Annotated in this window: 22 protein-coding genes, 1 pseudogene and 1 riboswitch; of the genes and pseudogenes, 17 read left to right on the top strand and 6 right to left on the bottom strand. The window is 49.8% G+C overall.

All coding sequences use genetic code 11. The features are described from left to right. Nucleotides 1-27: 27 nt before the first annotated feature. Nucleotides 28-1,077 carry a sigma-70 family RNA polymerase sigma factor gene (locus V2546_RS03225; RefSeq protein WP_486463553.1) on the bottom strand — a complete coding sequence of 350 codons (1,050 nt, stop codon included), beginning with the start codon at nucleotides 1,075-1,077 and terminating at the stop codon, nucleotides 28-30. Between the two features lie 72 nt (nucleotides 1,078-1,149). Between V2546_RS03225 and V2546_RS03220 the strand changes: the two genes are divergently transcribed. From V2546_RS03220 to V2546_RS03195, 6 genes are all read left to right on the top strand, one after another. Further along, the gene (locus V2546_RS03220) at nucleotides 1,150-1,659 is read left to right on the top strand and encodes a hypothetical protein (protein WP_486463552.1); all 510 of its coding nucleotides are present in this window, start codon (nucleotides 1,150-1,152) and stop codon (nucleotides 1,657-1,659) included. 337 nt (nucleotides 1,660-1,996) lie between these two features. Continuing rightward, complete coding sequence (locus V2546_RS03215; RefSeq protein ID WP_329751557.1) at nucleotides 1,997-3,160, top strand: LysR family transcriptional regulator substrate-binding protein; 1,164 nt, start codon at nucleotides 1,997-1,999, stop codon at nucleotides 3,158-3,160. A gap of 319 nt (nucleotides 3,161-3,479) precedes the next feature. Beyond that, a complete protein-coding gene (locus tag V2546_RS03210) occupies nucleotides 3,480-4,787 on the top strand; it encodes a citrate:proton symporter (protein ID WP_329751556.1) in 1,308 nt (435 codons plus the stop codon). Between the two features lie 72 nt (nucleotides 4,788-4,859). Next, nucleotides 4,860-5,768, top strand: a complete 909-nt coding sequence (locus V2546_RS03205; protein ID WP_329751555.1) for a serine hydrolase — start codon at nucleotides 4,860-4,862, stop codon at nucleotides 5,766-5,768. A 46-nt stretch (nucleotides 5,769-5,814) separates the two neighbouring features. Next, nucleotides 5,815-6,732, top strand: a complete 918-nt coding sequence (locus tag V2546_RS03200; protein ID WP_185911849.1) for a LysR family transcriptional regulator — start codon at nucleotides 5,815-5,817, stop codon at nucleotides 6,730-6,732. 79 nt (nucleotides 6,733-6,811) lie between these two features. Continuing rightward, nucleotides 6,812-7,774 (top strand): carbohydrate kinase, encoded by a 963-nt coding sequence (locus tag V2546_RS03195; RefSeq protein ID WP_329751554.1) that lies wholly within the window; start codon nucleotides 6,812-6,814, stop codon nucleotides 7,772-7,774. 348 nt (nucleotides 7,775-8,122) lie between these two features. Here V2546_RS03195 and V2546_RS03190 read toward each other — a convergent pair. Beyond that, nucleotides 8,123-8,386: pseudogene (locus V2546_RS03190) on the bottom strand (type II toxin-antitoxin system YafQ family toxin); the annotation flags it as partial. A gap of 14 nt (nucleotides 8,387-8,400) precedes the next feature. After that, entirely contained in the window at nucleotides 8,401-8,673 is a 273-nt protein-coding gene (locus tag V2546_RS03185) for a type II toxin-antitoxin system RelB/DinJ family antitoxin (protein ID WP_118529556.1), read from the bottom strand. A gap of 106 nt (nucleotides 8,674-8,779) precedes the next feature. On the opposite strand from V2546_RS03185, the gene V2546_RS03180 reads away from it, so the two are divergent. The 11 genes from V2546_RS03180 to V2546_RS03130 all read left to right on the top strand — a co-directional run bounded on the left by V2546_RS03180 (nucleotide 8,780) and on the right by V2546_RS03130 (nucleotide 19,101). Then, nucleotides 8,780-8,953 carry a hypothetical protein gene (locus V2546_RS03180; protein WP_182426724.1) on the top strand — a complete coding sequence of 58 codons (174 nt, stop codon included), beginning with the start codon at nucleotides 8,780-8,782 and terminating at the stop codon, nucleotides 8,951-8,953. Between the two features lie 171 nt (nucleotides 8,954-9,124). Beyond that, nucleotides 9,125-10,465, top strand: coding sequence for an MATE family efflux transporter (locus tag V2546_RS03175; protein ID WP_329751553.1), 1,341 nt, complete (start codon nucleotides 9,125-9,127; stop codon nucleotides 10,463-10,465). A 113-nt stretch (nucleotides 10,466-10,578) separates the two neighbouring features. Beyond that, the gene (locus V2546_RS03170) at nucleotides 10,579-11,838 is read left to right on the top strand and encodes a DNA polymerase IV (RefSeq protein ID WP_329751552.1); all 1,260 of its coding nucleotides are present in this window, start codon (nucleotides 10,579-10,581) and stop codon (nucleotides 11,836-11,838) included. Between the two features lie 46 nt (nucleotides 11,839-11,884). Beyond that, nucleotides 11,885-11,991: riboswitch (TPP riboswitch) on the top strand. 439 nt (nucleotides 11,992-12,430) lie between these two features. Then, complete coding sequence (gene thiW / locus V2546_RS03165) at nucleotides 12,431-12,949, top strand: energy coupling factor transporter S component ThiW (RefSeq protein ID WP_015554054.1); 519 nt, start codon at nucleotides 12,431-12,433, stop codon at nucleotides 12,947-12,949. Between the two features lie 13 nt (nucleotides 12,950-12,962). Then, nucleotides 12,963-13,784: a hydroxyethylthiazole kinase gene (gene thiM / locus V2546_RS03160; RefSeq protein WP_329751551.1), complete on the top strand. Its 822-nt coding sequence runs from the start codon at nucleotides 12,963-12,965 to the stop codon at nucleotides 13,782-13,784. Nucleotides 13,785-13,851: 67 nt separating this feature from the next. After that, nucleotides 13,852-14,397 (top strand): RNA polymerase sigma factor, encoded by a 546-nt coding sequence (locus V2546_RS03155; RefSeq protein WP_021905704.1) that lies wholly within the window; start codon nucleotides 13,852-13,854, stop codon nucleotides 14,395-14,397. Next, on the top strand, nucleotides 14,387-14,755 hold the full coding sequence (locus V2546_RS03150) for a DUF4179 domain-containing protein (RefSeq protein WP_329751550.1): 369 nt from the start codon (nucleotides 14,387-14,389) through the stop codon (nucleotides 14,753-14,755). The genes V2546_RS03155 and V2546_RS03150 overlap by 11 nt, the downstream gene beginning before the upstream one ends. Continuing rightward, nucleotides 14,739-15,365: a histidine kinase gene (locus V2546_RS03145; RefSeq protein WP_329751549.1), complete on the top strand. Its 627-nt coding sequence runs from the start codon at nucleotides 14,739-14,741 to the stop codon at nucleotides 15,363-15,365. The genes V2546_RS03150 and V2546_RS03145 overlap by 17 nt, the downstream gene beginning before the upstream one ends. Then, nucleotides 15,362-15,985 carry a PrsW family glutamic-type intramembrane protease gene (locus V2546_RS03140; protein ID WP_117515633.1) on the top strand — a complete coding sequence of 208 codons (624 nt, stop codon included), beginning with the start codon at nucleotides 15,362-15,364 and terminating at the stop codon, nucleotides 15,983-15,985. The genes V2546_RS03145 and V2546_RS03140 overlap by 4 nt, the downstream gene beginning before the upstream one ends. 154 nt (nucleotides 15,986-16,139) lie before the next feature. Continuing rightward, nucleotides 16,140-16,439 (top strand): hypothetical protein, encoded by a 300-nt coding sequence (locus V2546_RS03135; RefSeq protein WP_021905700.1) that lies wholly within the window; start codon nucleotides 16,140-16,142, stop codon nucleotides 16,437-16,439. 16 nt (nucleotides 16,440-16,455) lie between these two features. Then, nucleotides 16,456-19,101, top strand: coding sequence for an S-layer homology domain-containing protein (locus tag V2546_RS03130; protein ID WP_329751548.1), 2,646 nt, complete (start codon nucleotides 16,456-16,458; stop codon nucleotides 19,099-19,101). A 252-nt stretch (nucleotides 19,102-19,353) separates the two neighbouring features. Here V2546_RS03130 and V2546_RS03125 read toward each other — a convergent pair whose 3' ends face one another. The 3 genes from V2546_RS03125 to V2546_RS03115 form a co-directional block, all read right to left on the bottom strand. Next, entirely contained in the window at nucleotides 19,354-20,916 is a 1,563-nt protein-coding gene (locus V2546_RS03125) for an ABC transporter permease subunit (protein ID WP_329751547.1), read from the bottom strand. Nucleotides 20,917-21,003: 87 nt separating this feature from the next. Further along, complete coding sequence (gene phnC, locus V2546_RS03120) at nucleotides 21,004-21,762, bottom strand: phosphonate ABC transporter ATP-binding protein (RefSeq protein WP_329751546.1); 759 nt, start codon at nucleotides 21,760-21,762, stop codon at nucleotides 21,004-21,006. Nucleotides 21,763-21,811: 49 nt separating this feature from the next. Next, complete coding sequence (locus tag V2546_RS03115; RefSeq protein WP_118607036.1) at nucleotides 21,812-22,912, bottom strand: phosphate/phosphite/phosphonate ABC transporter substrate-binding protein; 1,101 nt, start codon at nucleotides 22,910-22,912, stop codon at nucleotides 21,812-21,814. Between the last annotated feature and the right edge of the window lie 64 nt (nucleotides 22,913-22,976).

Raw genomic sequence — 22,976 nt, 5'->3', positions numbered from 1 at the left:
GGATGGATGTTGTAGCGGTTTTTCTTTTTATGGTTCAAATGCCACCATTGTTTCCTTTGGTAGTTTCTCATTTTCACAGTTCAGAAGATAGGCTACGGCCTTGTTCGCAAAGCGGTTGGTTTTTATCGTATCCCAATCGGCAAGATGGATGATCTCTGCTGTGCTGCTTTCAAAATCAAATGAAATCTTACCCCATTCGCCGTCGCAGTCTGCCTGGTATTCGTAGATTGCGGCGGCGATTTTCTTTTTTCGTCTGGTTTTGGACACCTGTTTCAACCGGACAGCATGGAGCGCACCTTCGGCAACCAACAGTTCCGTTAGCTTGTCCACTGCTCTGCGGTAGGCTCTCTCTGCACCGCTGGCTGTGCTGCCCTCAAACATAACCGCCAGTTCTTCAAAAGTGGGGTGGTCTTTCCATGAGCTGACACGCCCACAGGTCATGCAGATCGCAAGACGCTTTTCAAGCAAGGTCTGTTCCCGGTAATTCAGTTTCTCAAATGCCTGCTGCACCTTTTCTGCTTGTATGCCGTTCCAGAGGATATCGGTATAGTTCCAGCTATCGTCAAGGGCTACATCCTCGCCTGTTTCCTCGCCGTTCTCGTCTGTCACATAGAATGGCTGCTGATTGCGGATACCTCGCACAACTTTCAGATAGTCTTCGGCAAGAGCAAGATCACAGTTGTATTTCTTGGAAAACTCGTTGACCGCATCCTTGGTATTGTGGTACAGCCAAGCCATTGACCGCACCATTTTGTAATTAGTCAGAGAGGATACCGACCATTTTTCTTCGCCTATGCGAAAACGGAGCATAGCATCCCGGATGAACGGATAGATGTATGTAGCATACTCTGCGCCCTTGGTAAGGTCATAGTCCATCAGTTTTTGGAGCATTTGTTCCCGGCAGGAGAGCTTTATATCTATAAATCGGTCTGTGTCGTACAAATCGCCGCCATCCACACCGAGAAAGTCTTTGATGCGCTTGTTAAGCTGCGGCTCGTAGTGGTGTAGGAAGAATGAGAAATGTATCAAATTCTTTTCCTGCAAGGCAGACAGGATATATTCGTTCAGACTGTCCACTGCTGGCGGCTCCGGTTCCAGTTGGAAGATGCGCTCTGCCACATAGGGAATGATACTATCACTGTGAGGATTATGAAATATCAGAAAAGTGCAGATAATCTTCAAACGAAGCGGAAGGCACTTTTGGAGAAATACTTAGAAGGAATTGTTTCACAGGATATATACGAAGAAACAGATGTTGGATATGAGAGAAAGTTATCCGACATAAGAGCGAATATAGAAATGCTGGAACAACAAATGGAAGATGAGGTATCTCTGAAACGACGAGTGGAGGATTTTAAGAAAGCATTATCACAAAATAAAGTGCTTCAAGAGTTTGACAGAGGTATTTTTGAAAGTATTATTGAAAAAGTCATAGTCGGTGGCTATGATGAAGATGGAAACAAAGATCCCTATAAAATTACTTTTATATATAAAACAGGATTTAGAAACGAGGTTGGAAACGCAAAACAGCGTTTTGACAAGACAAAGAGCGTAGGGGATAAGGCAAAAGAATTGTGTTCCCATATCGCAGACGAGGTAAAAGATGTGTGTTCCTATGTTAGTGACAACACATTGCGAGACGGTAGCTCTTTTAACTAAAAAAGTGACTTAGGAAAGAAAAAGAGAGACTTCCAGGTTGAGATGGAAGTTCCTATTAGTCCTGATATGCATAAGGAGTATCAGGAACAGAAACCAACTTATGAGAATATCAAAAAGTATGTCTTGGAGAAGCATGGGGTGAAGGTGCATACTGCTTATATAGCAGAAATAAAACGGGATTGTGAATTGGATATGCGTCCTAATTATAATGTTTCAAAGAAAGAGGCTCCTGAGATAAAATAATGTACTCCAGAGAAAAGGGAATATATCATGGAGGCACTGAGGTATTATAAGCTGGTAGTGTAGTTTACAGGGTAGAGAAGAAGTAGTAGAGAAAGTGCATACTGACGCAACAGAAGAATTGGACGTAGCGGTCGAGAAAGATTTACCGCAGAAAAAAGCGGACAACATACCTGAGTGGCCGGATGGAATTCTTGATTATTTGGATGAGACGGAAAGAAATAAAGTATTAGAATATGCATGTAATCTGCAGATAAGTCAAAGTACACGATTGCATAAAATGTTGGTCCAATACAAGAAGAATATTGCAGATTATAAGTCAAAGCTGAAAGAAGCACAGAGTAGACCATACTATAATCCAAGACATAACAAACCAGAAAACGAGCCTGAATTGACTAAGCAAGAGGCACAGGCATTCGTAAAGTATAATGATGATATCAAAAATCATAGATGGGCTTCAAAACCGCAAACTACCCAAAATAAATCGGTGGCCGATATAATACCAAATTTGGTAGCAGTATTTATAATGATTTTGAATTATAAAAGTGTTACAAAATATCGGCATACCCGCTACAGCTCCCTATTTCGTGTGACCTATGCCGACGAGATGTATCTGGCGGCAGCAGATGCTATACTGGCTGTCAACGACCAGCTGGAAAAGCAGCTGCGGGAAATCAAAGCCGACCACTCGGGTCGGCTGCGGTTGGGCATCAGTGTGCAGCGATCCATGCAGATTCTGCCCAAGGTCATTCCTGTTTTTCGGCAGAAGTATCCCAAGGTCACTCTGGATTTGACGGAACGGGGTTCTGCCAGCCTGGAGGAGCTGTTGCAAAAGGGGACCATTGACCTGGTCTTCGTCGCCATGGAATCCACCGGCACCAATCTGGTCTATGAGCAGCTTATCGAGCAGGAAACCATTAGCATTCTGGATGCCAGAGACACTGGGATCGTGGCCCGCATCGAGTCCGGCCCCCCATCACCTTGGCGGATGTGGAGAGAGACTTTTGTGCCGATGCGGGAAGGGCATTCCATCCGGGTAGTGCAGGACAAGCTCTTCTGTCGCTCTGGCTTTCATCCCAAGATACTGCTGGAGACAAACACTTTGGAGGTGGGCAAGCGGGTGGCGGTTGCCTCCGGTGCCTGTATGCTGATGTCCAATATCTATATAGATGAGTTTATCCGCAGAAAACGAGGGGAGTTTTACCCTTTGAAAGATTACGAAAACTACCGCCATTTCTACGCCTGCCACAGTAAGGAGTAATTTATGCCCAAGTACCTCCGGGACTTTATTCAGATTACAACCCGTGTTCTCTTCGGGAAAAGTATGTAGTATTGGTAAAAATACCGCCGCAGGCTGCCTGATACAGACGGCATACGGCGGTATTCCCGTTCATCCCGGCATCGCCATGGACATCTTGGGAAAACTGCACAAAAGCGTTTTTTGTATAACATTTGATTATACAAACCGGATTTTTTGGGTATTGGATAATTTTTCCTGCACCCGGTATAATGAAAGCATCTAGATAACCGCGGTAATTGATGAACGAAACAAATCACAAAAAGAGAAAGGAAAGAAAGATATGTCATACTTAGGTCTTGCAGGCTTCGCTCTGATGATTCTGATCGTAGCCCTGCTGCTCTGGGGAAAGAGTACACCTGCGGTGGTTTTCATTCTCCTTCCCATCATCGTTGGCTTTGCTGTCGGCTTTACCGCTGAGGAGATGAGCGGATATATTGCCTCCGGCGTGTCCGGTGTGGCGACCACGGCAATCCTGTTTATCTTCGCGGTTCTGTTCTTCGGTGTTATGAACGATGCCGGTGTTTTCGATGTGATCGTGGGCAAGGTTCTGAAACTGGTGGGCAATAACATTACACTGCTGATGTTTGCCACGGTGCTGATTGCCTTCATTGGCCATCTGGATGGCTCCGGTGCAACCACCCTGTTGATCTGCATCCCTCCTCTGCTTCCTATTTATAAGAAAATGAATGTGCGGCCCATCAACCTGCTGTGCATCACAACCCTGACCATGGGCGTTATGAATATCGTGCCCTGGGGTGGCCCCTGCGGACGCACCGCCGCCGCGCTGGAAGTCGGCACCTCTGAGATCTGGAGGTATTGCATCCCCGCACAGGTTGTCGGAATTGTTCTGATCCTTGGCCTGTGTGTCCTGCTCTCCCGGAATGAAAAAAAGCGTGGAGCGGGCTACAACCCTGCCGCCGAGGCGGAGACCGTCAGCGTGGAAACTGTCGCCGAAGTGAATGAACTGCACCGTCCCAATCTGTTCTGGTTCAACATTGCCCTGATCGTGGCGGTTGTGCTGATGCTGACCATGACCAAGGTGGCAACACACATCACCTTTATGATTGCTCTGGCCATCGGCCTGACGGTCAACTATCCCTCCCAGAAGATGCAGATGGAGCGTGTCAAGGCCCACGCCACCGATGCTCTGACCATGGCCTTCACGGCACTGGCTTCCGGTGTTCTTATCGGCATCATGGGCAAGAGCCCCATGCTGGACGCCATGACTCAGATGGTTCTGTCCGCCATGCCCGAGAGCATGGCTCCCCACCTGCACGTGCTGTTTGCCGCTGTCAACAGCCCGCTGAGTATGTTCATCCACGGTGATGCCCTGACTTATGGCATTCTGCCCATTGTCAACCAGATTGTGTCTGCCTACGGAATCCCTGCCGCTGCTGTGGGCGCAGCCTTCTTGATTACTTTTGGCCCTGCCATTTACATCATGCCCATGACTGCTGCTACTTACATGGGCCTTGGCCTGACCAATGTGGAACTGAAGGATCATATCGCCTTCTCCTACAAGTGGGCATTCGTTCTGGCAAGTGCCATGCTGGCCTTCGTTCTCGTCACCGGCATCATTCCCGTATAATCCGCAACAACCGTTACGGCTGCCTCAGGGGATTCCAGGGGCAGCTATCTTAACAAACAAAGGAGTGTTACTATGCGTCAACTTGATCTTTCTGCCTTTGAGGCAGCTGTTACCTCTGAGAATCTGGCTGTGCGGGGAATGCGTGTATTTCAGGCTGGACAGCTGATCGCGTACTACCAGCCGGAGCCCGAGCAGCGTCAGAACCAGTATTCCGGCACCAAGAGCTTCACCTCTACCGCCTGCGCCTTCGCTGCCCAGGAAGGGTTGTTCTCCATGGATGATTATGTTCTGGATCACTTTGCGGAGGACGCACCGGAAAATCCCAGTGAGAATCTGAAAAAAATGAAGCTCCGCCATCTGATTACCATGTCCATGGGCTTTGAAAGCCCCATGCTGATGGGAGCCATGCGTCCCAAGATGGTGGAGAAGGACTGGGTAAAATTTGTGCTGAAGGCTCCGGTGGTTCATGAGCCGGGCAGCGTTTTCCAATATAACAACGCAGGTCCCTATCTTCTGGGCATTCTGGTGCAGAGAAAAACCGGGATGTCGCTGGTGGACTATCTGATGCCCCGGCTGTTTGAGCCCCTGGGAATTTCCCGTCCGGAATGCGAGAAGGACCCCTTGGGCAACACCTTTGGCGCCGGCGGCTTGCAGCTGAATGTCAGCGAGTTTGCCAAGCTGGGGCTGCTGTACCTGCAGAAGGGTCAGTGGAACGGAAAACAGCTGATTCCTTCCCAGTGGGTGGAAGAAGCAACCCGCAGCCATATTGTCTCTGATGAAGGCGATGACGAAATTGGCACCGACTATGGTTTCCTGTTCTGGATGATGCCTGACGGAATGTTCCGCGCGGACGGAAAGTATGGTCAGTACTGTGTGGTCGTCCCCAGGAAGAATGCGGTCATTGCCATCAATTCCATGCAAATCGAAAACGAGAAAAAAGTTCTCCGGGCGGCTGTCAGAACGGTGCTTCCTCTGCTATAATATAGCCAACAACGGGATTTCCCGACAACAGGAAAGGAAGCGCGCCATGGATCGCAGAGAAATCGAGTATGTTATTGTGATTGCCCAGGAGAAAACACTATCAAAAGCAGCGGATCGCCTGTTCGTTTCCCAACCGGCTCTCAGCAGATTCCTGCTGAAGCTAGAGGATGAGCTGGGGCTTCCTCTGTTTGAAAGAAGAAAACGGCAGCTGATCCCAACATACGCAGGGGAACTTTATCTGGCAACAGCGCGCAGTATCCTGCAACTCCAGCAGAAACTGGAAAAGGAACTGGATGCGTTGAAGGAGGTCGATCACGGAAAACTGTCCGTGGGAATTACCCCTGGACGCGGTCATACCATTCTGCCCATGATCTTACCGGATTTCCGAAAGCAGTTTCCGGATTATGAGCTTCGGATTTTTGAGGAAGATGTGGACACACTGGAGCGTATGCTCAGTGACGGGACCATTGAAATTGCTTTTTTCACCATGTCTGAAAAAAGCAGGTTCACGCAAAAACGGTTTTGCTGTGAGTTGATCTCTCAGGAGGAAATTGTACTGTGTGCCCCGAAAAACGGCCACTATGAGCTGCTTTCCAAAGACGAACCCGGGCGAAAATATCCGTGGATTGATTTGAAGTATCTTGAAAACGACTGTTTCCTTACTCTGAAAAAGAAAATGCGGCTGGGACAGCTGGCTTCGGAAATTCTGGAAAGTCATGCGATTTCTCCCAGAATTGCGGAACTGAGTACCATTGATACCGTTCTGTCCCTGGTGGCACAGGAATACGGTGTGGCATTTGCCAGCAGTTTCCGCATTGAGAAACATGAGACTGCTGACAAAATCAGCTTTTTCTCCTTTGGAGAACACCCAGAGGTTTGGGATTTTGTTGCCGCATATAAGCAGGACTATCTGGTTTCACAACCGGCTAGATTCCTGATTAATCTGGTTGGTGCTCTGTACTGATTCACTCCCCTTTCTGAGGTCAGACAGGTGGGAAACCATACCGCTTATTTCGAGAGGAATTTACAAAGGAGTGACATGAATGATCGATATTGTTGCACTGGGGGAAATCCTGATTGATTTTACGCCCAGCGGAGTAAATGAGCAGGGAATCGCTATGTTCGCCCGGAATCCCGGTGGTGCGCCAGCCAATGTGTTGGCTATGAACAACCGGTTGGGAGGAACCTCTGCCTTCCTTGGTAAAGTTGGTGCAGACGGATTCGGCCGTTATCTGCGGCAGACACTGACAGAATGCGGCATCTATGATGCCGGTCTGGTAGAAGACAACTCTATTCCGACAACGCTGGCATTTGTTCAACTGAATGAACAGGGAGACCGATCCTTTTCTTTCTACAGAAAACCGGGAGCGGATCTAATGCTGAAAGCATCGGAGGTTCGCAGAGATCTAATCGACCAGTGTAAGATATTCCATTTTGGATCAGTGTCTCTGACTGATGAACCTTGCCGCAGTACATGTCTTGATGCTGCGGCCTATGCAAAGCAGCAAGCTAAGAGAATCAGTTTCGATCCAAACTACAGACCGCTACTTTGGGATACGGAGGCAGATGCATGGGAACAAATCATGCGAGGTATTGCTTTGGCAGATATCTTGAAGGTATCTGAGGAAGAACTGCTGCTGATTACCGGAACAGCCGATCTGGAGGCGGGTTCCAAAATCCTGATGGAAAAGGGACCTTCTCTGGTGCTGGTAACGCTGGGAGAGAGGGGAGCATTCTACCGTAACCGAACCAACGCGCAGCTGATTCCTACATACCCTGTGAAAGCTATCGATACGACAGGATCAGGGGATGCGTTTGTCGGCGCAATGCTCTGGTCGTTGAAAGACCTGCCTGAAGAGGAATTATTCCTTGGTGACCTGAGCCAAATAGTGGATTTTGCAAATGCCGCAGGAAGCCTCACTGCAATGAGGGGCGGCGCAATTCCAGCATTGCCATCCATAGAGGAAATCCAGGTCTGCCGTCAGAAAAAAATAGGAATTTTGTAGTTTAAGCGGCTCATGGGTTTCTTAGGTTCATCCAATGAATTAATGCATTCATATGATACTGAGATAGGCTCCCTACTCAGTTCATGCATTCTTGAAAATCCCCAGAACTTCATCTTCTTCCCGGATGAAGCTCTGGGGATTATTTCGTTTTGGAATGAATGCCCACAAACCATTTCCCATTTGTGGGTACTCATTTCAAAGCGGGCTGAGATTCCAAAGGGATGGCAATTCCTTTTGCTCAGGGTTGCCCGGCATTGCTGCCGAGCATAAAGAAAGCACCGACCAGATTTCTCTGACCGATGCTAATAAACTGCTATTCTATTGAGATTTACAAATTTCGATTTGTACTTATTTCTTAAACAGCTCAGAATGTGAAGCAAGGCGAAAAAGCATCAAAACAAGAACATCTCCACGAATCTCATAAATAAGCAGCCAGTCCGGTTCGATGTGACATTCACGAGTACCTTTGTAGTTTCCTGTAAGGTCATGATCCCTGTGTTTTGCATCCAGCGTACCGCCATTCGCCAGAATATCGATTACCTCAAACAGCTTATCCAGATTCTTATTTTGCTTTTTGGCAAGCTTCAAATCCTTTTTAAACTGATTGGTAAACTACGCATCATATTTCATACTTCAAGTGCCGCCTTCAAAGCATCCATATTGGAATATCTCGGTGCAGAAGGATCAGACAGCATTTTCCGTCCTTCCTCAATCGCAGCGGTTGTAGTATTATTCGGTACTTCCAGTTTTAATTCAAAAGGAATACCATGCTCACGGATAGCGGTTCTCAGGAACATATTTACAGCAGTTGTCATATTCAGACCAAGTTCATTGAAGATTTCCTCCGCCTGATCCTTGATTGCCTTGTCTATACGAATATTTAAATTAGTTGTTGCCATACAAAACACCTCCATTCAAGTATAGTATACTCAAAAACACGTCTAATATCAACACATTGTCATTATAAAAGATGCATAAATTCTGTTAAAGGTGAATTGAAAGAAGATGAAATTTAAATGGTTAAATGAAAGTGAAATAATGATGGAGGGGGATAAAATAGAAGCGGATTTACCGTTAATTATAGACAATATCCGTGCAGGTATGGGAGTTGGACTATTGTTCCCGGTCACTTTATTAATCGTTCTTTTTATTTTTGCAAGGCAAAAAAATAATAAATGAAATCTTTTTCCCCAAAGTGGAAAAAAGTCTGAGAATAGCCAACGGCGGTACAGGCTTAAGGAGCCGAGCGGGAAGCTTGCGAAATATTTTATAGATGAAATTCTGCAGGAAACCATGTATAATAGAGATACTGGATCAGCGAAAAATAAAACGAATGAGGGAATTTGGGGAATGGAAGGAAATTTAACAAAGGGGCCGATCATGAAGACGCTGGTGAAGCTCGCTGTCCCGATCATGGCATCGGCATTTCTGGGGACGCTTTACAACATTACGGACATGGCGTGGATCGGCCTTCTGGGATCAAAGGCAGTAGCGGGAGTCGGCGTCGGGGGAATGTTTACCTGGCTTTCGCAGGGGCTGGCGTCCATGGCGAGAATGGGCGGGCAGGTTCAGGTGGCACAATGTATCGGGCGCGGGGACCGGGAAAAAGCCCACGGATTTGCCCAGGCTGCAGTGCAGCTTTCAGCGGCAATGGGAATCGCGTATGCGGTCCTCTGTCTCATATTTGTCAATCAGATGGTGGGATTTTTTAAACTTGAGGATGCGGAAGCCCAGGCGTCAGCGCTGGCCTACACAAAGATCGCCTGTGGACTGATCGTATTTTCATTTTTGACGTTGACACTCACTGGACTCTATACGGCTCAGGGAGATTCAAAAACGCCGTTTATGGCAAATCTGATCGGACTCGTGACAAACATGATCCTGGATCCGGTCCTGATCCTCGGACCGGGGCCATTTCCGAGACTTGGTGTAACCGGGGCGGCGATCGCTACGGTGACGGCCCAGGCGATCGTGATGAGTATCATGATCCTTGGGATCATTGCGCGGAAGAAGGAGAATGTGTTAAAAGGAACCCGGCTCTTTGCGAAGATCCCGGCTGAATTTTTAAGGGGGATCTGCAGGATCGGAATTCCAACCGCGATTCAGGGCATGGCGTACTGCGGAATTTCCATGATCTTAACGCGAATGGTGTCCGGATACGGTGCGGAGGCAGTGGCAACGCAGAGAGTTGGCGGTCAGATCGAATCGATCTCCTGGAATACGGCTGATGGCTTCGCGGCGGCGTTAAACGCGTTTGTGGCCCAGAACTATGGGGCAGGGGAGAGAGAACGCGTCCGGAAAGGATATCAGGTATCCCTGTGGACGGTCGGAATCTGGGGAGTGCTGGTCTCTGCCGTATTTATCTGTTTCCCAAATGCGATCGCGGATATTTTCTTTCATGAGCCGAAGGCGGTTGCGACAGCTGTGGGCTATCTCGTGATCATTGGATTCAGCGAGGCATTTATGTGCGTGGAGCTGACGACGATCGGAGCACTGTCGGGACTCGGAAGAACGAGACTCTGCAGCGTGATCAGTATTGTGCTCACGAGTGCCAGAATACCGCTTGCCATCGTTCTTAGCGGTATCATGGGGCTTGACGGAATCTGGTGGGCGCTTACGTCCACGTCGATCGTAAAGGGAATTATATTTACATGCACGTTTTTCTGGATAATGAGAGAAAAAAGCGTGTGAGCAGGCAGTGCGGCAGGATGAGCTGAGGTATGATTATAGAAAGGTTTCCTTTGAAGTGCCTGACCGAATGAGGAGACAGAAGTCTTGGAAAGCTCTGGTATGAGGAAAACAGTATGGAAAGGTTGATATTTCATGTGGATGTGAACAGCGCCTTCCTCTCCTGGGAGGCGGCGAAGCGTGTAAAGGAGGGGCTGCCGGATCTTCGGGAGATCCCGTCCTGTATCGGCGGGGACCCAAAGCTAAGGCGCAGCATCGTTGTGGCGAAATCGATTCCGGCGAAAAAGTACGGGGTGACAACAGGGGAACCTGTGGCTCTGGCACTGCGGAAATGTCCGGATCTCGTGTGCGTGCCGGGGGATTTTGCGCTGTACCAGAGATGTTCCCGGGCGTTTAAGGAGATCTGCGCATCCTATGCGCCTGCGATGGAGTCCTTTTCGATCGACGAGGTGTTTCTCGACATGACCGGTACCCATCTGATCTATCCGGATCCGGTGGCGGTTGCTCACGAGATCAAGGATAAGATCCGGGATGATCTGGGCTTTACGGTGAATGTCGGGATCGGAACGAATAAGCTGTTAGCGAAGATGGCATCGGACTTTGAAAAGCCGGATAAGGTTCACACGCTTTTTCCGCCTGAGATCCCGAAAAAAATGTGGCCGCTTCCGGTGCGGGATCTTCTATTCCTTGGAAAGGCATCGGAGCAGAGACTTTTACAGGAAGGAATTAAGACCATCGGAGATATGGCGCGGAGCGGGGAAGCTGAGCTTAAGCGGATCCTGGGAGAAAAGGCCGGGCATCAGCTTTACCGGTATGCCAATGGCATCGACGATTCCCCGGTGCGTGCGGAGCGGGAGGAAGCGAAGGGCTACAGCGCGGAGACGACCGTGGAAGAGGATCTTGTGACGTATGAGCAGGCACTGGCGCTTCTGCTTGCCCAGTGTGATGTGGTGGCTGCAAGGATGCGCAGAGACGGGAAAAAGTGCAGCTGTGTGGCGGTGACCTATCGGACACTGGATTTTAAGACGAGGTCACATCAAAGAGCTTTTGAGGATCCCACGGATGTGACGGATGAGATCTTTGCGCAGGTGAAAAAACTGTTATATGAATGTTGGAAGTGTGAGCCTCTGCGGCTGATCGGAATGGCGCTGACAGATCTTACAACGGATGATTTCAGACAGATCTCCCTGTTTGAGAATCCTGATGAACGGGAAAAACAGAAGAAAGCAGATGAGGCGTTCGACGATATCCGCAGGCGTTTTGGAAATGGAATGATCGTCCGGGGCAGTACGATGAGTACGGCCGGGAAGGTTGCGAGAAAGGCGAAAGCTCAGATGGATCAGGACGTGCGGATAAAGAAGGAAAAAGAAAAATAGGAAATTCTTTACTTGCAAATTTTCGAAGATGCGCTATAATAAGTCTTACAAAAAACAGGGGAGCTCGTTGGCGGGCTGAGAGGAAGTAATCGAACTTCGACCCTTTAACCTGATGCGGATAATGCCGCCGTAGGAAGTCATGATGTGAATTTTTACAGGGGACATGCCGCGATGGGTGTCTCCTGTTTTTATGTCATCTGACTTAAAGAGTTCGGGATCATTGTGTTTCCGAAACAGGTGGCAGAAAAAACAGTAACAAAAACCATACTTTGGGAAAGGAGGAAACGGGATCCGCCAGCAGGCGGCGGGCCGAGGGGGAGCGCCCTGGGCCATGTATGAGATCAGCGATGGGAAGCCGTGTTCCGGCGTGAGAGGATGCCAGTAAGCATCGACCGCCTTCCATACAGTGATCCGGAGAGGGGAACTGTACATTTTTATGTGGAGTACATGGTACTTCGCCTGTGGAAGCGCTGTTGTCGTACAGACGTTTCCTAAAAATGCAGCTGCGCAGGGAAGCTTTGCGGCTGCGGAAAATTTTCAAAGGAGGAATGTGTGACGGTCCGAAGGAAGGACCGGTCACGCGGAATAAAACATGAAACAGACAAATACGAAAAAATTAGCGGTGGCAGCCGTTTTCTGTGCTGTCGCAGTGGCAGGAAGCTTATTTTCATTCCCGGTATTCGGGAGCAAGTGTTCCCCGGTACAGCATATGGTGAATATTCTCTGTGCAGTCCTCTTAGGACCGGGATACGGACTGGGTGCGGCATTCGCGGCGGCGCTGATCCGGAATCTTCTGGGACTTGGAAGCCTGATGGCATTCCCGGGCAGTATGTTCGGCGCGCTGATCTGCGGGCTTGTGTATCAGAAGACACAGAATATTCCGGCGACACTGATCGGTGAGGTATTTGGAACCTCTGTTCTTGGCGGACTCACGGCCTATCCGGTAGCGGTCTTCCTTATGGGAAAGAGCGCGGCAGGTCTGGCATTTTACGCATATGTGATCCCGTTCCTTGTTTCAACTGCCGGAGGTGCAGTGATCAGCGGTGTGCTGATCTACAGCTTAAAGAAAGCCAATATCCTTGCAGGGATGCAGGAAGCAATGGGACAGTAGAGGAGAGAGAAGCATGTTAAAACAGATGTTTGATCAGGTGCGGGAGAAGAGCCCGCTGATCCACAATATTACGAACTATGTGACGGTCAATGACTGCGCAAATATGGTTCTGGCCTGCGGGGCTTCCCCGATCATGGCGGACGACAAGGAGGAGGTCGCGGAGATCCAGACGATCTGCGCAGGCCTCAATATCAATATCGGTACGCTGAACAGCCGTACCATCGAGTCCATGAAGATCGCGGGAATGCGGGCCAATGAGCTGGGACACCCGGCAGTGTTGGATCCGGTGGGCGTCGGGGCATCGACATTCCGGACATCGACGGCAAACAAACTCTTAAAAACGGTAAAATTCACCGTGATCCGCGGAAATATCTCTGAGATCAAGACGCTTGCGGTGGGAACAGGGACCACAAAGGGCGTGGATGCGGATATCGCAGACCGTGTAACCGAAGAGAACCTTGATGAGGCGGTGGCATTCGTGAAAAGATTTGCGGGGAGGACAGGGGCTGTGATCGCGGTCACAGGCGCTATTGATCTCGTGGCAGACGCAAAAAAAGCGTACTGCATCTACAATGGCCATCCGATGATGTCCTCCATCACGGGAACCGGCTGCCAGCTTTCTGCTCTTACAGCAGCATTTGTGACTGCAAATCAGGAGCATCCGCTTGAGGCGGCAGCAGCGGCAGTCTGTGCCATGGGACTCGCAGGGGAGATCGCCCATAAACGGCTGACACCGCAGGACGGGAACGCAACATACCGGAATTATATTATCGACGCGATCTATCATATGGACGGGGATGAGCTGGAGCACGGGGCGAAGTTTGAAGTAAAATAGGACTTGAAATTATGTCGATGCCCACATATACTGTGTATAGTATTTCAGACAGAAGGAAATGAACAGCATGGTCATTGATGAAGAACTTTACAGACAGTATCTGCGCGGCGATGAAGCAGGACTTGAGGCTTTAATGAGAAAATACGGTAACCCGCTGACCCTATACATCAATGGCTATCTGCATGATGTCCACGAAGCGGAGGACCTGATGATCGAAGTCTTTTCCTATCTGTTCACAAAAAAGCCACGCATCCGGGACGGCGGTCTTAAGGCTTACCTGTATAAAGCAGCGCGGCACATGGCTCTGCGCCACAAAAGCAGACATCGGCTTTTCTTCAGCCTCGATGACCTGACGGAAGAGCCGGATGGAAAGACGTTGGTGGAAGAGGTCATTCGGACAAAGGAACGGGATCAGATCCTGCATATCTGTATGGATGAGCTGAAGGCGGATTACCGGGAAGCTCTTTATCTGACCTATTTTGAGGGAATGAGCTATCGGCAGGCCGCTGAGGTCATGGGAAAAAGTGAGAAGCAGATCACCAATATGGTATACCGGGGAAAAGCGCGTCTGCGTGGATTGCTGGAGCGGGAGGGAATTACCAATGCGAAGTAATGAGGAACGGATCGCGGAAGTAAAACGTCGTATTGCGGAAAAAGAATACAAAAAAAGACTGCGGAGAGAATGGTCTGCCGCAGTTTGCTGCGTGGCCGCATGTCTTGCGGTGATCGTAGGTGTTTCCCTTTCCATGCCTGATACTGTCAGCCGGATTGAGATGGGAACTTCCTCTGGCTTTGAAACAGCGGCGACGATATTAGGCGGCAGCACCGCACTTGGATATATCGTGGTCGGACTGCTCGCTTTTGTTCTCGGCGTGTGCGTGACGGTGTTATGTTTCCGCATCCGTAGACTGAACGAAGAAGAACAGACAGGAGAGCAAAAGGGGGAAAATGCAGATGGAAGTCATCAGTAACCTCTTGCAAGCCGCGGTTACCCTGTTAGGCTTTTTTCTGGGCGGTATCCGGTATCTGAAAAGCCGGAAACAGGAGTATTTCCTGCTGACCTGCTTTTATGGCTGTTTCTTCCTTGGATCCTTCTACTGGACGCTGTATCTGCTCTTATTTTCCAAAACACCGCAGGTCTTTTATGTGTCAGAGTTCGGCTGGGTAGCAAGTGTCATTTTCCTTTTCATGCTGCAATACGCGCTTTCTTCGGCAGAAGAAAGGAGATTTCCGTGCAGGAAGGCCCTGAGTGCCGTCCTGATCGGTGTTCCGCTGTGCATGTTTTACTGCACATTTGGAGATATCCTCTCCAATCTGCTCTGGTGCGGCATGATGATCATTGTTTCCTGTTTTTCTATCCGGGGACTTGCCTATGCCAGAAGGCAGAGGGGAACTGCAAATAGTATGAAATATTTTCATATCTGGGTCCTTTGCTATGTGACATTAGAATATGCCCTCTGGACTTCTGGCTGCTTCTGGCCGGGAGATTCCATTTTCAGCCCATACTGCTGGTTTGATCTTCTGCTGGCAGGCTGCTTGCTCGCTTTGCTGCCGGCAATGGGAAAGGCGGTGCAGGAATGACGTATATTGAAAATGTTTTTATCTGTATGGCATCGCCGTTACTGATCGCTGCCCTGTGCATGGGAAAACGGCAGACAAAATTCTTTCTGTTCTGCCTTGCAGGAATGGGGGCGTGTCTTCTTTCCGCTTATATCAATACCTTTTTCGCTGCACTTTATGGTGCGGATACCTTTGCCGCCACTGCGGAGATCGCCCCGGTGGTGGAGGAAGTCATGAAGCTTCTGCCTCTGCTCTTTTATCTTCTGATATTTGAGCCAAAGACGGAACAGATCAAAATCTCCGCTGTGATCACAGCTCTTTCCTTTGCCACCTTTGAAAATATCTGCTACCTGATCCAAAATGGAGCCGGACATTTTTCCTTTATTTTTTTCCGGGGGATCGGAACAGGAGCGATGCATGTGATCTGCGGAGCCATTGTAGGCGGAGGCCTTGCGTATGTGTGGCAGCGGACCTGGCTGAAGATTGCCGGAACCTGCGGTCTGCTGGGAGCAGCCATCACGTTTCACGCGCTCTATAATCTGCTGATCGCTTACGGCGGCGCAGTGCAGTATGCTGCCTATGTTCTGCCTGTAATGATCTTGGCAGCGGGAAAGCTGATTGCCCGCCGTCTGACATCGTAATATAACTTTATTTTGTGATTTTTGGGAGCTGTTTTTAAGCAGCTCTCATTTTTTTTGAAAAATCTGCTTTCCGGGTGAGAGTTTTTCCGGATTTTTGTACCTATATAAGTGAAAGGCCTTTAAGCTGAGTTTTCAGAAAGGAGGTTTTGCGTGCATGTACGATACACAAAAGCGTGTTGCACTGGCAAAGGAGCGGATAGCGGAATCTCGCCGCCGACAGGCGCGGCGAAGCATTCGCAGTCTGTCGGCACTGTGCGCTCTGCTGTTTTTGTCTCTTCTGGGAACGGTAGGGACGGTGCAGAGCCAGCCGATGGATGCCGTGGGAATGTACGGGGCGATCCTGCTGCATGAGGGTGTGGGCGGATATGTGCTGGAAGCGGTCATTTCCTTTACCGCGGCAGTTGTGCTCACTGCTTTATATATCAAGTTCAGAAAAAGGAAACAGATACCATAGAAATGGGGGAAAATCAATGAGAAAGCCAGAAAAACAAAAGAAACAAAGAGAACGGATCTATGCGGCACTGCTCTGCATCTGTACGATGCTTTCTTTAGTTTCTGTGCCTGTATTGGCGGCAGAAATGAGAAAAGGAGTGGGCAGCCATAAACATACCCCGGAGTGTTATACGTGGATGGAAAAATGTGTCCATGAACATACGCTGGAATGTTATCCGCAGAAGGAGATAACGGAATCTGCCTCCACCTCATCTGATGCGGTGGAGGCCACCGAGTGCTGCCATGTATGCAGTGAGGAAAGCGGCTGCATCACAAAAGAATTAAATTGTCAATATGACAGCGAAAGCACTCCAATCACAGCAAAAGCGCTTATGAAAAATAAAGCGATCGCCACCCGGTCCAATGCGCGGAAAGTCTCTTCTATCGATCGCGCACAGGAAATGATCGAAGCTTTGCCGGACGTAACAGATATCAATAACGATAACATCGAGGAGGTAAGGCTTCAGTTTAAGGCTGTTGAGGACGCAATGATACAGCTTTCCGTTGAGGACTCGGTCGTACTTGATATCGCTCGCTATCTGAAGGTTGCCGCGGTGCTGTATGGACCGTTTCCTGACATCCAGAATCCTATCCTCGGCACAGATATTAAATGGACGATCAGCAGAGACAATAAGACCATTACGATATCCGGTAAAGGGAAAATGCCTGATTTCGACAATACTAGTTCCGGTAAAAGGTGTCCCTGGGAGGACAAAAAGTCTGAGATTGACAAGGTGGTCATAGAGGAAGGAGTGACAACGATTGGACAAAATGCATTTAGTAAATGCATAAGACTCAGTGAGGTGCAAATTCCAAAAACAGTCACAACAATAGGGAGTGCCGCTTTTCAGGACTGTAACACCCTCAGGCAGATTGATATTCCAAATAGTGTTAAAACTGTGATGCCCTTCGCGTTTCATAAATGCCCGCAACTTGGGCAAGTTCACACCCATTGGAAAGATCCGGATGAAGCAGTCTTGTCATTTGCATTTTATCTGCCCGGTGAATCATGGCCGGAGAATCTGAAGATATACGTTCCTGACGCGTATAAAGAAAAATTTGAAGCTGCATGGACAAACTGGAAGGTAATGGGCGAAACTTACACGGTCTCTTTTGATGGAGACGGAGCACCCGGGTATATGCAGTCAGTGGAAGGCATATCCGGGAATTATGTTCTTCCGGAGTCTGGTTTTACATATCAATCAGCGATCCTTGATTACTGGGCGCTGGATAATCCTGAGGGAGAGAAAGCGGGCTGCCCGGGAGAGACCTTTCCTGTTACGGAGAATGTGGTGTTTTATGCCAGCTGGAGACTTGTGATCGTGATACCGGAGCCAGAAAATCCGGTTGTGTGTATTCACGCATGGGGCGAATGGCAGAGCGATGCCGATAAACATTGGAGGAAATGCTCTAACTGTGAGGCAAGTGACATCAGGGAAGATCACTCCGGCGGAACAGCCACCTGCAAAGACCAGGCGGTGTGTTCTGTCTGCGGCGCGGCTTATAGGGAGCTGAATCCAGATCACCACACGGGCGGCACCGAGGTGCGCGGCAGAGTTGAGGCCACCGCCAGCGCAGATGGCTATACGGGGGACACCTATTGTAAGGGCTGTGGTATCAGAATTGCGGCAGGACAGGCTATCCCGAAGGATCCTACGACCCCGACGACACCTACGACCCCGACGACACCTACGACCCCGACGACACCTACGACCCCGACGACACCTACGATTCCGACGACACCTACGATTCCGACGACACCTACGGTTCCGACGACACCTGCGATTCCAACGACACCCACGGTTCCAACGGCCCCGACGACCCCGAAAAAGGACAGCAGCAGTTCCGGAAGCAGCGATGATACCACTAGCTATATGCTGAACTTCCATGCGAACGGTGGCGGCGGCATAAGTGCAATTGGGGGAACCTACGGTAAGACGGTCAGCCTTTCCGATTATATTCCGACCCGTGAGGGCTATGATTTTACCGGCTGGTATTCCGATCAGGCATTGACACAGAGGATCACGGAACTCAGGACGATCGGAAACAGGACGGTTTACGCCGGCTGGATAAAGAGCGATCCAGACGCAGGGACGAATCCATTTACAGATGTGTATGCGAACGATTGGTTTTATAAGGTTGTGATGTTTGTCTATGAGAAGGGATTGATGTCCGGAATCAGCGCAACGACCTTTGCACCGAACACCAATATCACCCGTGCCCAGATCGCAGTGATATTCTACCGTATGGCGGGCAGCCCTGCCGTTGAGGGAAAGAACCACTTTACGGATGTTGAGTACGGTCCCGGTACCGTAGGGGTTTACGATGCGGTAACCTGGGCACAGCAAAACGGTATTATGGGAGACTGTGACGGCAAGAAATTTGGTCCGGATGATCCTGTTACGCGTGAACAGCTTACATCGATCTTTTATCGCTACGCACAGGTCAGGGGCCATGATACCACACAGGATGGCATGGCAGCCGGCAGCGATCTTCCTGATCTGAAGGGCACGGTTACCCGCGCTGAGACTGCGGAGATGCTCCATCAATTTGTAGAAAAACAGGGACTGAAACCTGTTGCTGCGTCGACAGGTGCGACAGAATGGGTGAAACCGGCGAGCTGAGACGATACATCGGGCTGACTATCCGGTAAAAGGTGGAACCTGAGCACAGGCGGCTGATGACCTGTGTGTCCGGGTCAAAAAATGAATAAAAGACCTTTTGACATCGTTGGTTATTTTGTGTCAAAAGGTCTTTTTACTATTTATAAAATCTATGTAGTTCATGCTGGACGTCAGTTGTAGAAAACATATTTCTGGGCAGGATGGAATTTCTGCAAACAGTCCTAAAAAGAGATGAAAGAGCAGGGATTTATTTTATCTGCGTGAAGACAGAATATCCACACCCCACACAAGTAGAATCAGTCCCAAAAGGATCGCTCCAGCCTTATTCCAGTCGTACTGGTTCATCGCGAAGATAAGCGGTGCGCCGATCCCGCCTGCGCCCACGAGTCCGAGAACGGACGCCTCACGGATATTGACGTCAAAGCGGTAGAGGACGGCGGAGCAGAATGCCGGAGCGATCTGCGGGAGAACGCTGTGGAAGACGGCTGGAACCGGGTGGACACCCATGGCGAGGAGTGCACGGTACGGGCCGGGATCGATGGTCTCCAGACATTCGGTGAAGCGCTTTGTGAGAAGTCCGATGCTGCATACAGCTAACGTCAGGACACCTGTGAAGGCGCCGGGACCGGAGACCCGGATAAAGATCAGTCCGTAGATCAGGAACGGGATCGACCGGATCGCCATGATGATCAGGTTAAAGAAAAAAGCAGCCGGCGCCGGGACAAAGCGTCGTGTGTTGAGAAAGGCAAGAGGTGCGGAAAGGAAAGCACCGATGGATGTTCCGACGATAGCGATGCAGATGGTCTCAAGGAGAAGGTAGCCGAGCCCGTCTTTCTCTGTGGAGAAAAAGAAGGTCCAGTCCGGATGCGTGAGTCCGGCTGCCATACTTTTTAACGCCGCGGCACTTGTCCTTGAAAAATCCGGCGGGGTCTGAGCCGCGAGGCAGAAGAGGAAGAGGGTAGCGAAACCGAAAAGGATCATCCGTCCAGAGACACAGGCTTTTTTAGACAAGGCTTTGCTGCCTGAAAAAAGTTCTGCGATCTGTCCGCTGTGGATCACAGCTGTAAAATACCGGTTTGCGTACTCGATGACACAGACGGTGAGAAAGAGCAGCAGCAGGATCGTTCCGACTTTGTGGAATTCCCGCCAGGAGATCTTTTCATTTAAGATCAGGCCGATCCCGCCTGCCCCTACGTATCCGAGGATAGAGCTGTGCCGCACATTCGTCTCAAAGAGGTACAGGGCGTTTGTCAGAAACGCGGGCAAAATCTCCGGCAGGACGGCATGGATAAATGCCGGAAAACGGGCGCAGCCCATAGAGATAAGGGCCTGATAGGGGGCTGTGTCCGTATGCTCCGCATCCTCGTAGGTGAGCTTAGTCATGATCGCAAAGGTGTAGAGCGTGATGGCGAAGGTTCCCGCAAAGGTTCCGAGTCCGAAGAGAAAGGTCGCGGCGAGCGCCAGGATCAGCGCCGGAAAAGACCGGAGTATCTGGATCAGGAGACGCAGCAAACGCCTTGCCCAGGACGGAAACTGCAGGGACACAGCGCCGAAAGGGGAAACGATCAGTGCCAGAGCGGATCCTGTCACGGTACCAGTAACGGACATCTGGACTGTGTAAAAGAGAGGCAGCAGGACCTTCGGAAAAAAGGAGAGATCCGGCCGCATCATGTCGGCTGCCAGATCTGAAAGATGGGAGCTCCTTGAAATAAAAAGAGCCGGATCACATCCGGTGAAGGACGCGGCGGCGTAAAAGCAGAGAAGGAAGAGGATCCAGCCGGCAGGTTTTATATATTTTTTTCGATTTCTGTACATGGATTGCTTCCTCCTCTGAAATGCTTCTCTGCAAGGATCCGTTGGGACGGATAAATGCGTAAATAGCAGAGTTCTATTATTCATCACCTAAGATAGGTGGGCGTCTTCGAGACTGAGATAAATGCTTCTCAAGATTTCCTCATTCATTTCCGATGGCGTTCCATCAAAAACCACATTTCCGTCCTTCAGCCCGATGATCCGGTCGGAAAACTCCTGAGAAAATTCAAGGTTATGGCTGTTCATAAGAATCGTGACGCCATCCTTTTCCTGAATCTCCTTTAAAAGTGTCAGGATCTGCCGCCCGGTGACCGGATCCAAGGAGGCGGCGGGCTCATCAGCCAGCAGGATTTTTGGATGACGCATGAGGGCTCTCGCGATGGCGGCGCGCTGTTTCTGACCACCGGAGAGATTTTTTACCGGTTCTTCTGATTTTTCCAAGAGTCCCACGCGGTCAAGAAATTTCAGTGCTTCTGCCCGGCGCTTTTTTCCGTAGATTCCGAACACAGCGGGGAAAAATCCCATATCCGGCAGACAGGCAGTGAGCACATTTGCAAGGCAGGTGGAATTTTCCACGAGACAGAAATCCTGATAGATGGTGCCGATGGATCTCTTTACATTCTTCCTGGCGGTTCCGGACATGGACGATATGTCGCTGCCATCAAAAAGGACAGCCCCGTCCCCCGGCGTCTCCATGCCGTTTAAGATCCGGAACAGGGTGGTTTTTCCAGCTCCGGACGGACCGATCACGGAGACGAACTCGCCCTGAGGGATGGTAAAGGTTACATGGTCCAGGGCGCGTGTCCCGTTTTTAAATTGTTTTCCAATGTTCTGAAGAACGATTTCCATGAAGATACCTGCCTTACAAATAATGAATCAGTAAAAAATTGGGATCTGTTTAGTTCATAGACTTTAACATTTCCTGTGCGGCGCGTTCCCCGTCATAGTTCGCGTCATCGCCCCACTCGTAGCCGACCTGACTGAAGACTTTGATGATGTCTTTGCCTTCATCAGTTCCTGCGATCTCGATGAAGGAATCACCGAGAGCCTGACGGAAGTCAGCGTCCTGCATAAGGTCGGAAGTTTTGCTGTATGCGATCATATCGTTGTAGATTCCCTCTGTGACGCCGATGATGCCGGTCTGCTTTACCATATCATCAGTGCCGCCGAATTTCTCTTTCCAGTCCGGCGCATATTTTGTGCGGATATGGCCGTAGGAGACCATGAGGTCTGCCTGTCCGGAGGCGAGGCGGGCGAGGGATGTGGTGTAGGAATCGGACTGGACCGCATTTGCGAGGTCAGCGATGGTCTTTCCGTAGCGCTCGTTTAACCATAAGGACGGATAAATGTAGCCGGACGCGGAGGTCGGTCCCATGACTGCCCAGGTGGCGCTGTTTAAGTCATCCCAGGTAAGTTCCTCGCCGTTGTTGACTTTTGCCAAGAGCTCCTGACCTTTTTCACTCGGTCCTGCGAGAATGATGGAGCGGTAATATGTGCTCATTTTGTCTGTGTTTTCCTCGATGGTGCCGTCGTTCCATTCCTTCGGATCTTCGGAGTCCTTATTGATGGCGTAGCGGAGAGCCGTCAGGAGAACGTCGCAGTCATCGGAGAACAGGACATAGTTTCCTCCGGAGATAAATCCGATATCAGCGCTTCCTGCGCTCAGTGCCTCACCGACAGCAGTGTAGCTTGTTCCGACGGTCATGTCGATGTCTTTGACATCGTAGCCTTTTTCAAGCAGTGTCTCTTTTAAAAGGTTCTCTAACGGCTCTGTTGCTGTCGTGATCGTATCTGCGTCCGCGTACGGGGAGAAAGCGATCTTTAAAGAATCGATGGATTTTGTCTCTGCGGAAGCGGCTGCTTCAGAAGTGCTTTCCGCAGAAGCGGCAGCTGTGGTCTCCCCTGTGGAAGCAGCCGGTGCGTCCGTTTTGGAAGAACATCCTGCAGTGAGTCCGAGGCAGAGTGCCAGGGAGAGAGCCGGTACAACAAATTTTCTCATAATATAATACCTCCATAGCCCGTCAGGGCAGAATATATTTTCTGCTGAAAGAATGGGACACCGG

This window comes from Clostridium sp. CM74B_53 (genome assembly GCF_036318045.1).
Taxonomy (GTDB): Bacteria; Bacillota; Clostridia; order Lachnospirales; family Lachnospiraceae; genus Pilosibacter.
Note: the sequence above shows the minus strand (reverse complement) of the source record. Positions and strands in the feature narration are given on the sequence as shown.

Coding starts and splice junctions, on each gene's coding strand:
- V2546_RS03155 (WP_021905704.1), top strand. CDS start 13,852: ATGGTCATTGATGAAGAACTTTACAGACAGTATCTGCGCGGCGATGAA.
- V2546_RS03210 (WP_329751556.1), top strand. CDS start 3,480: ATGTCATACTTAGGTCTTGCAGGCTTCGCTCTGATGATTCTGATCGTA.
- V2546_RS03205 (WP_329751555.1), top strand. CDS start 4,860: ATGCGTCAACTTGATCTTTCTGCCTTTGAGGCAGCTGTTACCTCTGAG.
- V2546_RS03195 (WP_329751554.1), top strand. CDS start 6,812: ATGATCGATATTGTTGCACTGGGGGAAATCCTGATTGATTTTACGCCC.
- V2546_RS03200 (WP_185911849.1), top strand. CDS start 5,815: ATGGATCGCAGAGAAATCGAGTATGTTATTGTGATTGCCCAGGAGAAA.
- V2546_RS03145 (WP_329751549.1), top strand. CDS start 14,739: ATGGAAGTCATCAGTAACCTCTTGCAAGCCGCGGTTACCCTGTTAGGC.
- V2546_RS03150 (WP_329751550.1), top strand. CDS start 14,387: ATGCGAAGTAATGAGGAACGGATCGCGGAAGTAAAACGTCGTATTGCG.
- V2546_RS03130 (WP_329751548.1), top strand. CDS start 16,456: ATGAGAAAGCCAGAAAAACAAAAGAAACAAAGAGAACGGATCTATGCG.
- V2546_RS03180 (WP_182426724.1), top strand. CDS start 8,780: ATGAAATTTAAATGGTTAAATGAAAGTGAAATAATGATGGAGGGGGAT.
- V2546_RS03125 (WP_329751547.1), bottom strand. CDS start 20,916: ATGTACAGAAATCGAAAAAAATATATAAAACCTGCCGGCTGGATCCTC.
- V2546_RS03140 (WP_117515633.1), top strand. CDS start 15,362: ATGACGTATATTGAAAATGTTTTTATCTGTATGGCATCGCCGTTACTG.
- phnC (WP_329751546.1), bottom strand. CDS start 21,762: ATGGAAATCGTTCTTCAGAACATTGGAAAACAATTTAAAAACGGGACA.
- V2546_RS03175 (WP_329751553.1), top strand. CDS start 9,125: ATGGAAGGAAATTTAACAAAGGGGCCGATCATGAAGACGCTGGTGAAG.
- V2546_RS03185 (WP_118529556.1), bottom strand. CDS start 8,673: ATGGCAACAACTAATTTAAATATTCGTATAGACAAGGCAATCAAGGAT.
- V2546_RS03135 (WP_021905700.1), top strand. CDS start 16,140: ATGTACGATACACAAAAGCGTGTTGCACTGGCAAAGGAGCGGATAGCG.
- V2546_RS03220 (WP_486463552.1), top strand. CDS start 1,150: ATGAAATATCAGAAAAGTGCAGATAATCTTCAAACGAAGCGGAAGGCA.
- thiW (WP_015554054.1), top strand. CDS start 12,431: ATGAAACAGACAAATACGAAAAAATTAGCGGTGGCAGCCGTTTTCTGT.
- thiM (WP_329751551.1), top strand. CDS start 12,963: ATGTTAAAACAGATGTTTGATCAGGTGCGGGAGAAGAGCCCGCTGATC.
- V2546_RS03170 (WP_329751552.1), top strand. CDS start 10,579: ATGGAAAGGTTGATATTTCATGTGGATGTGAACAGCGCCTTCCTCTCC.
- V2546_RS03115 (WP_118607036.1), bottom strand. CDS start 22,912: ATGAGAAAATTTGTTGTACCGGCTCTCTCCCTGGCACTCTGCCTCGGA.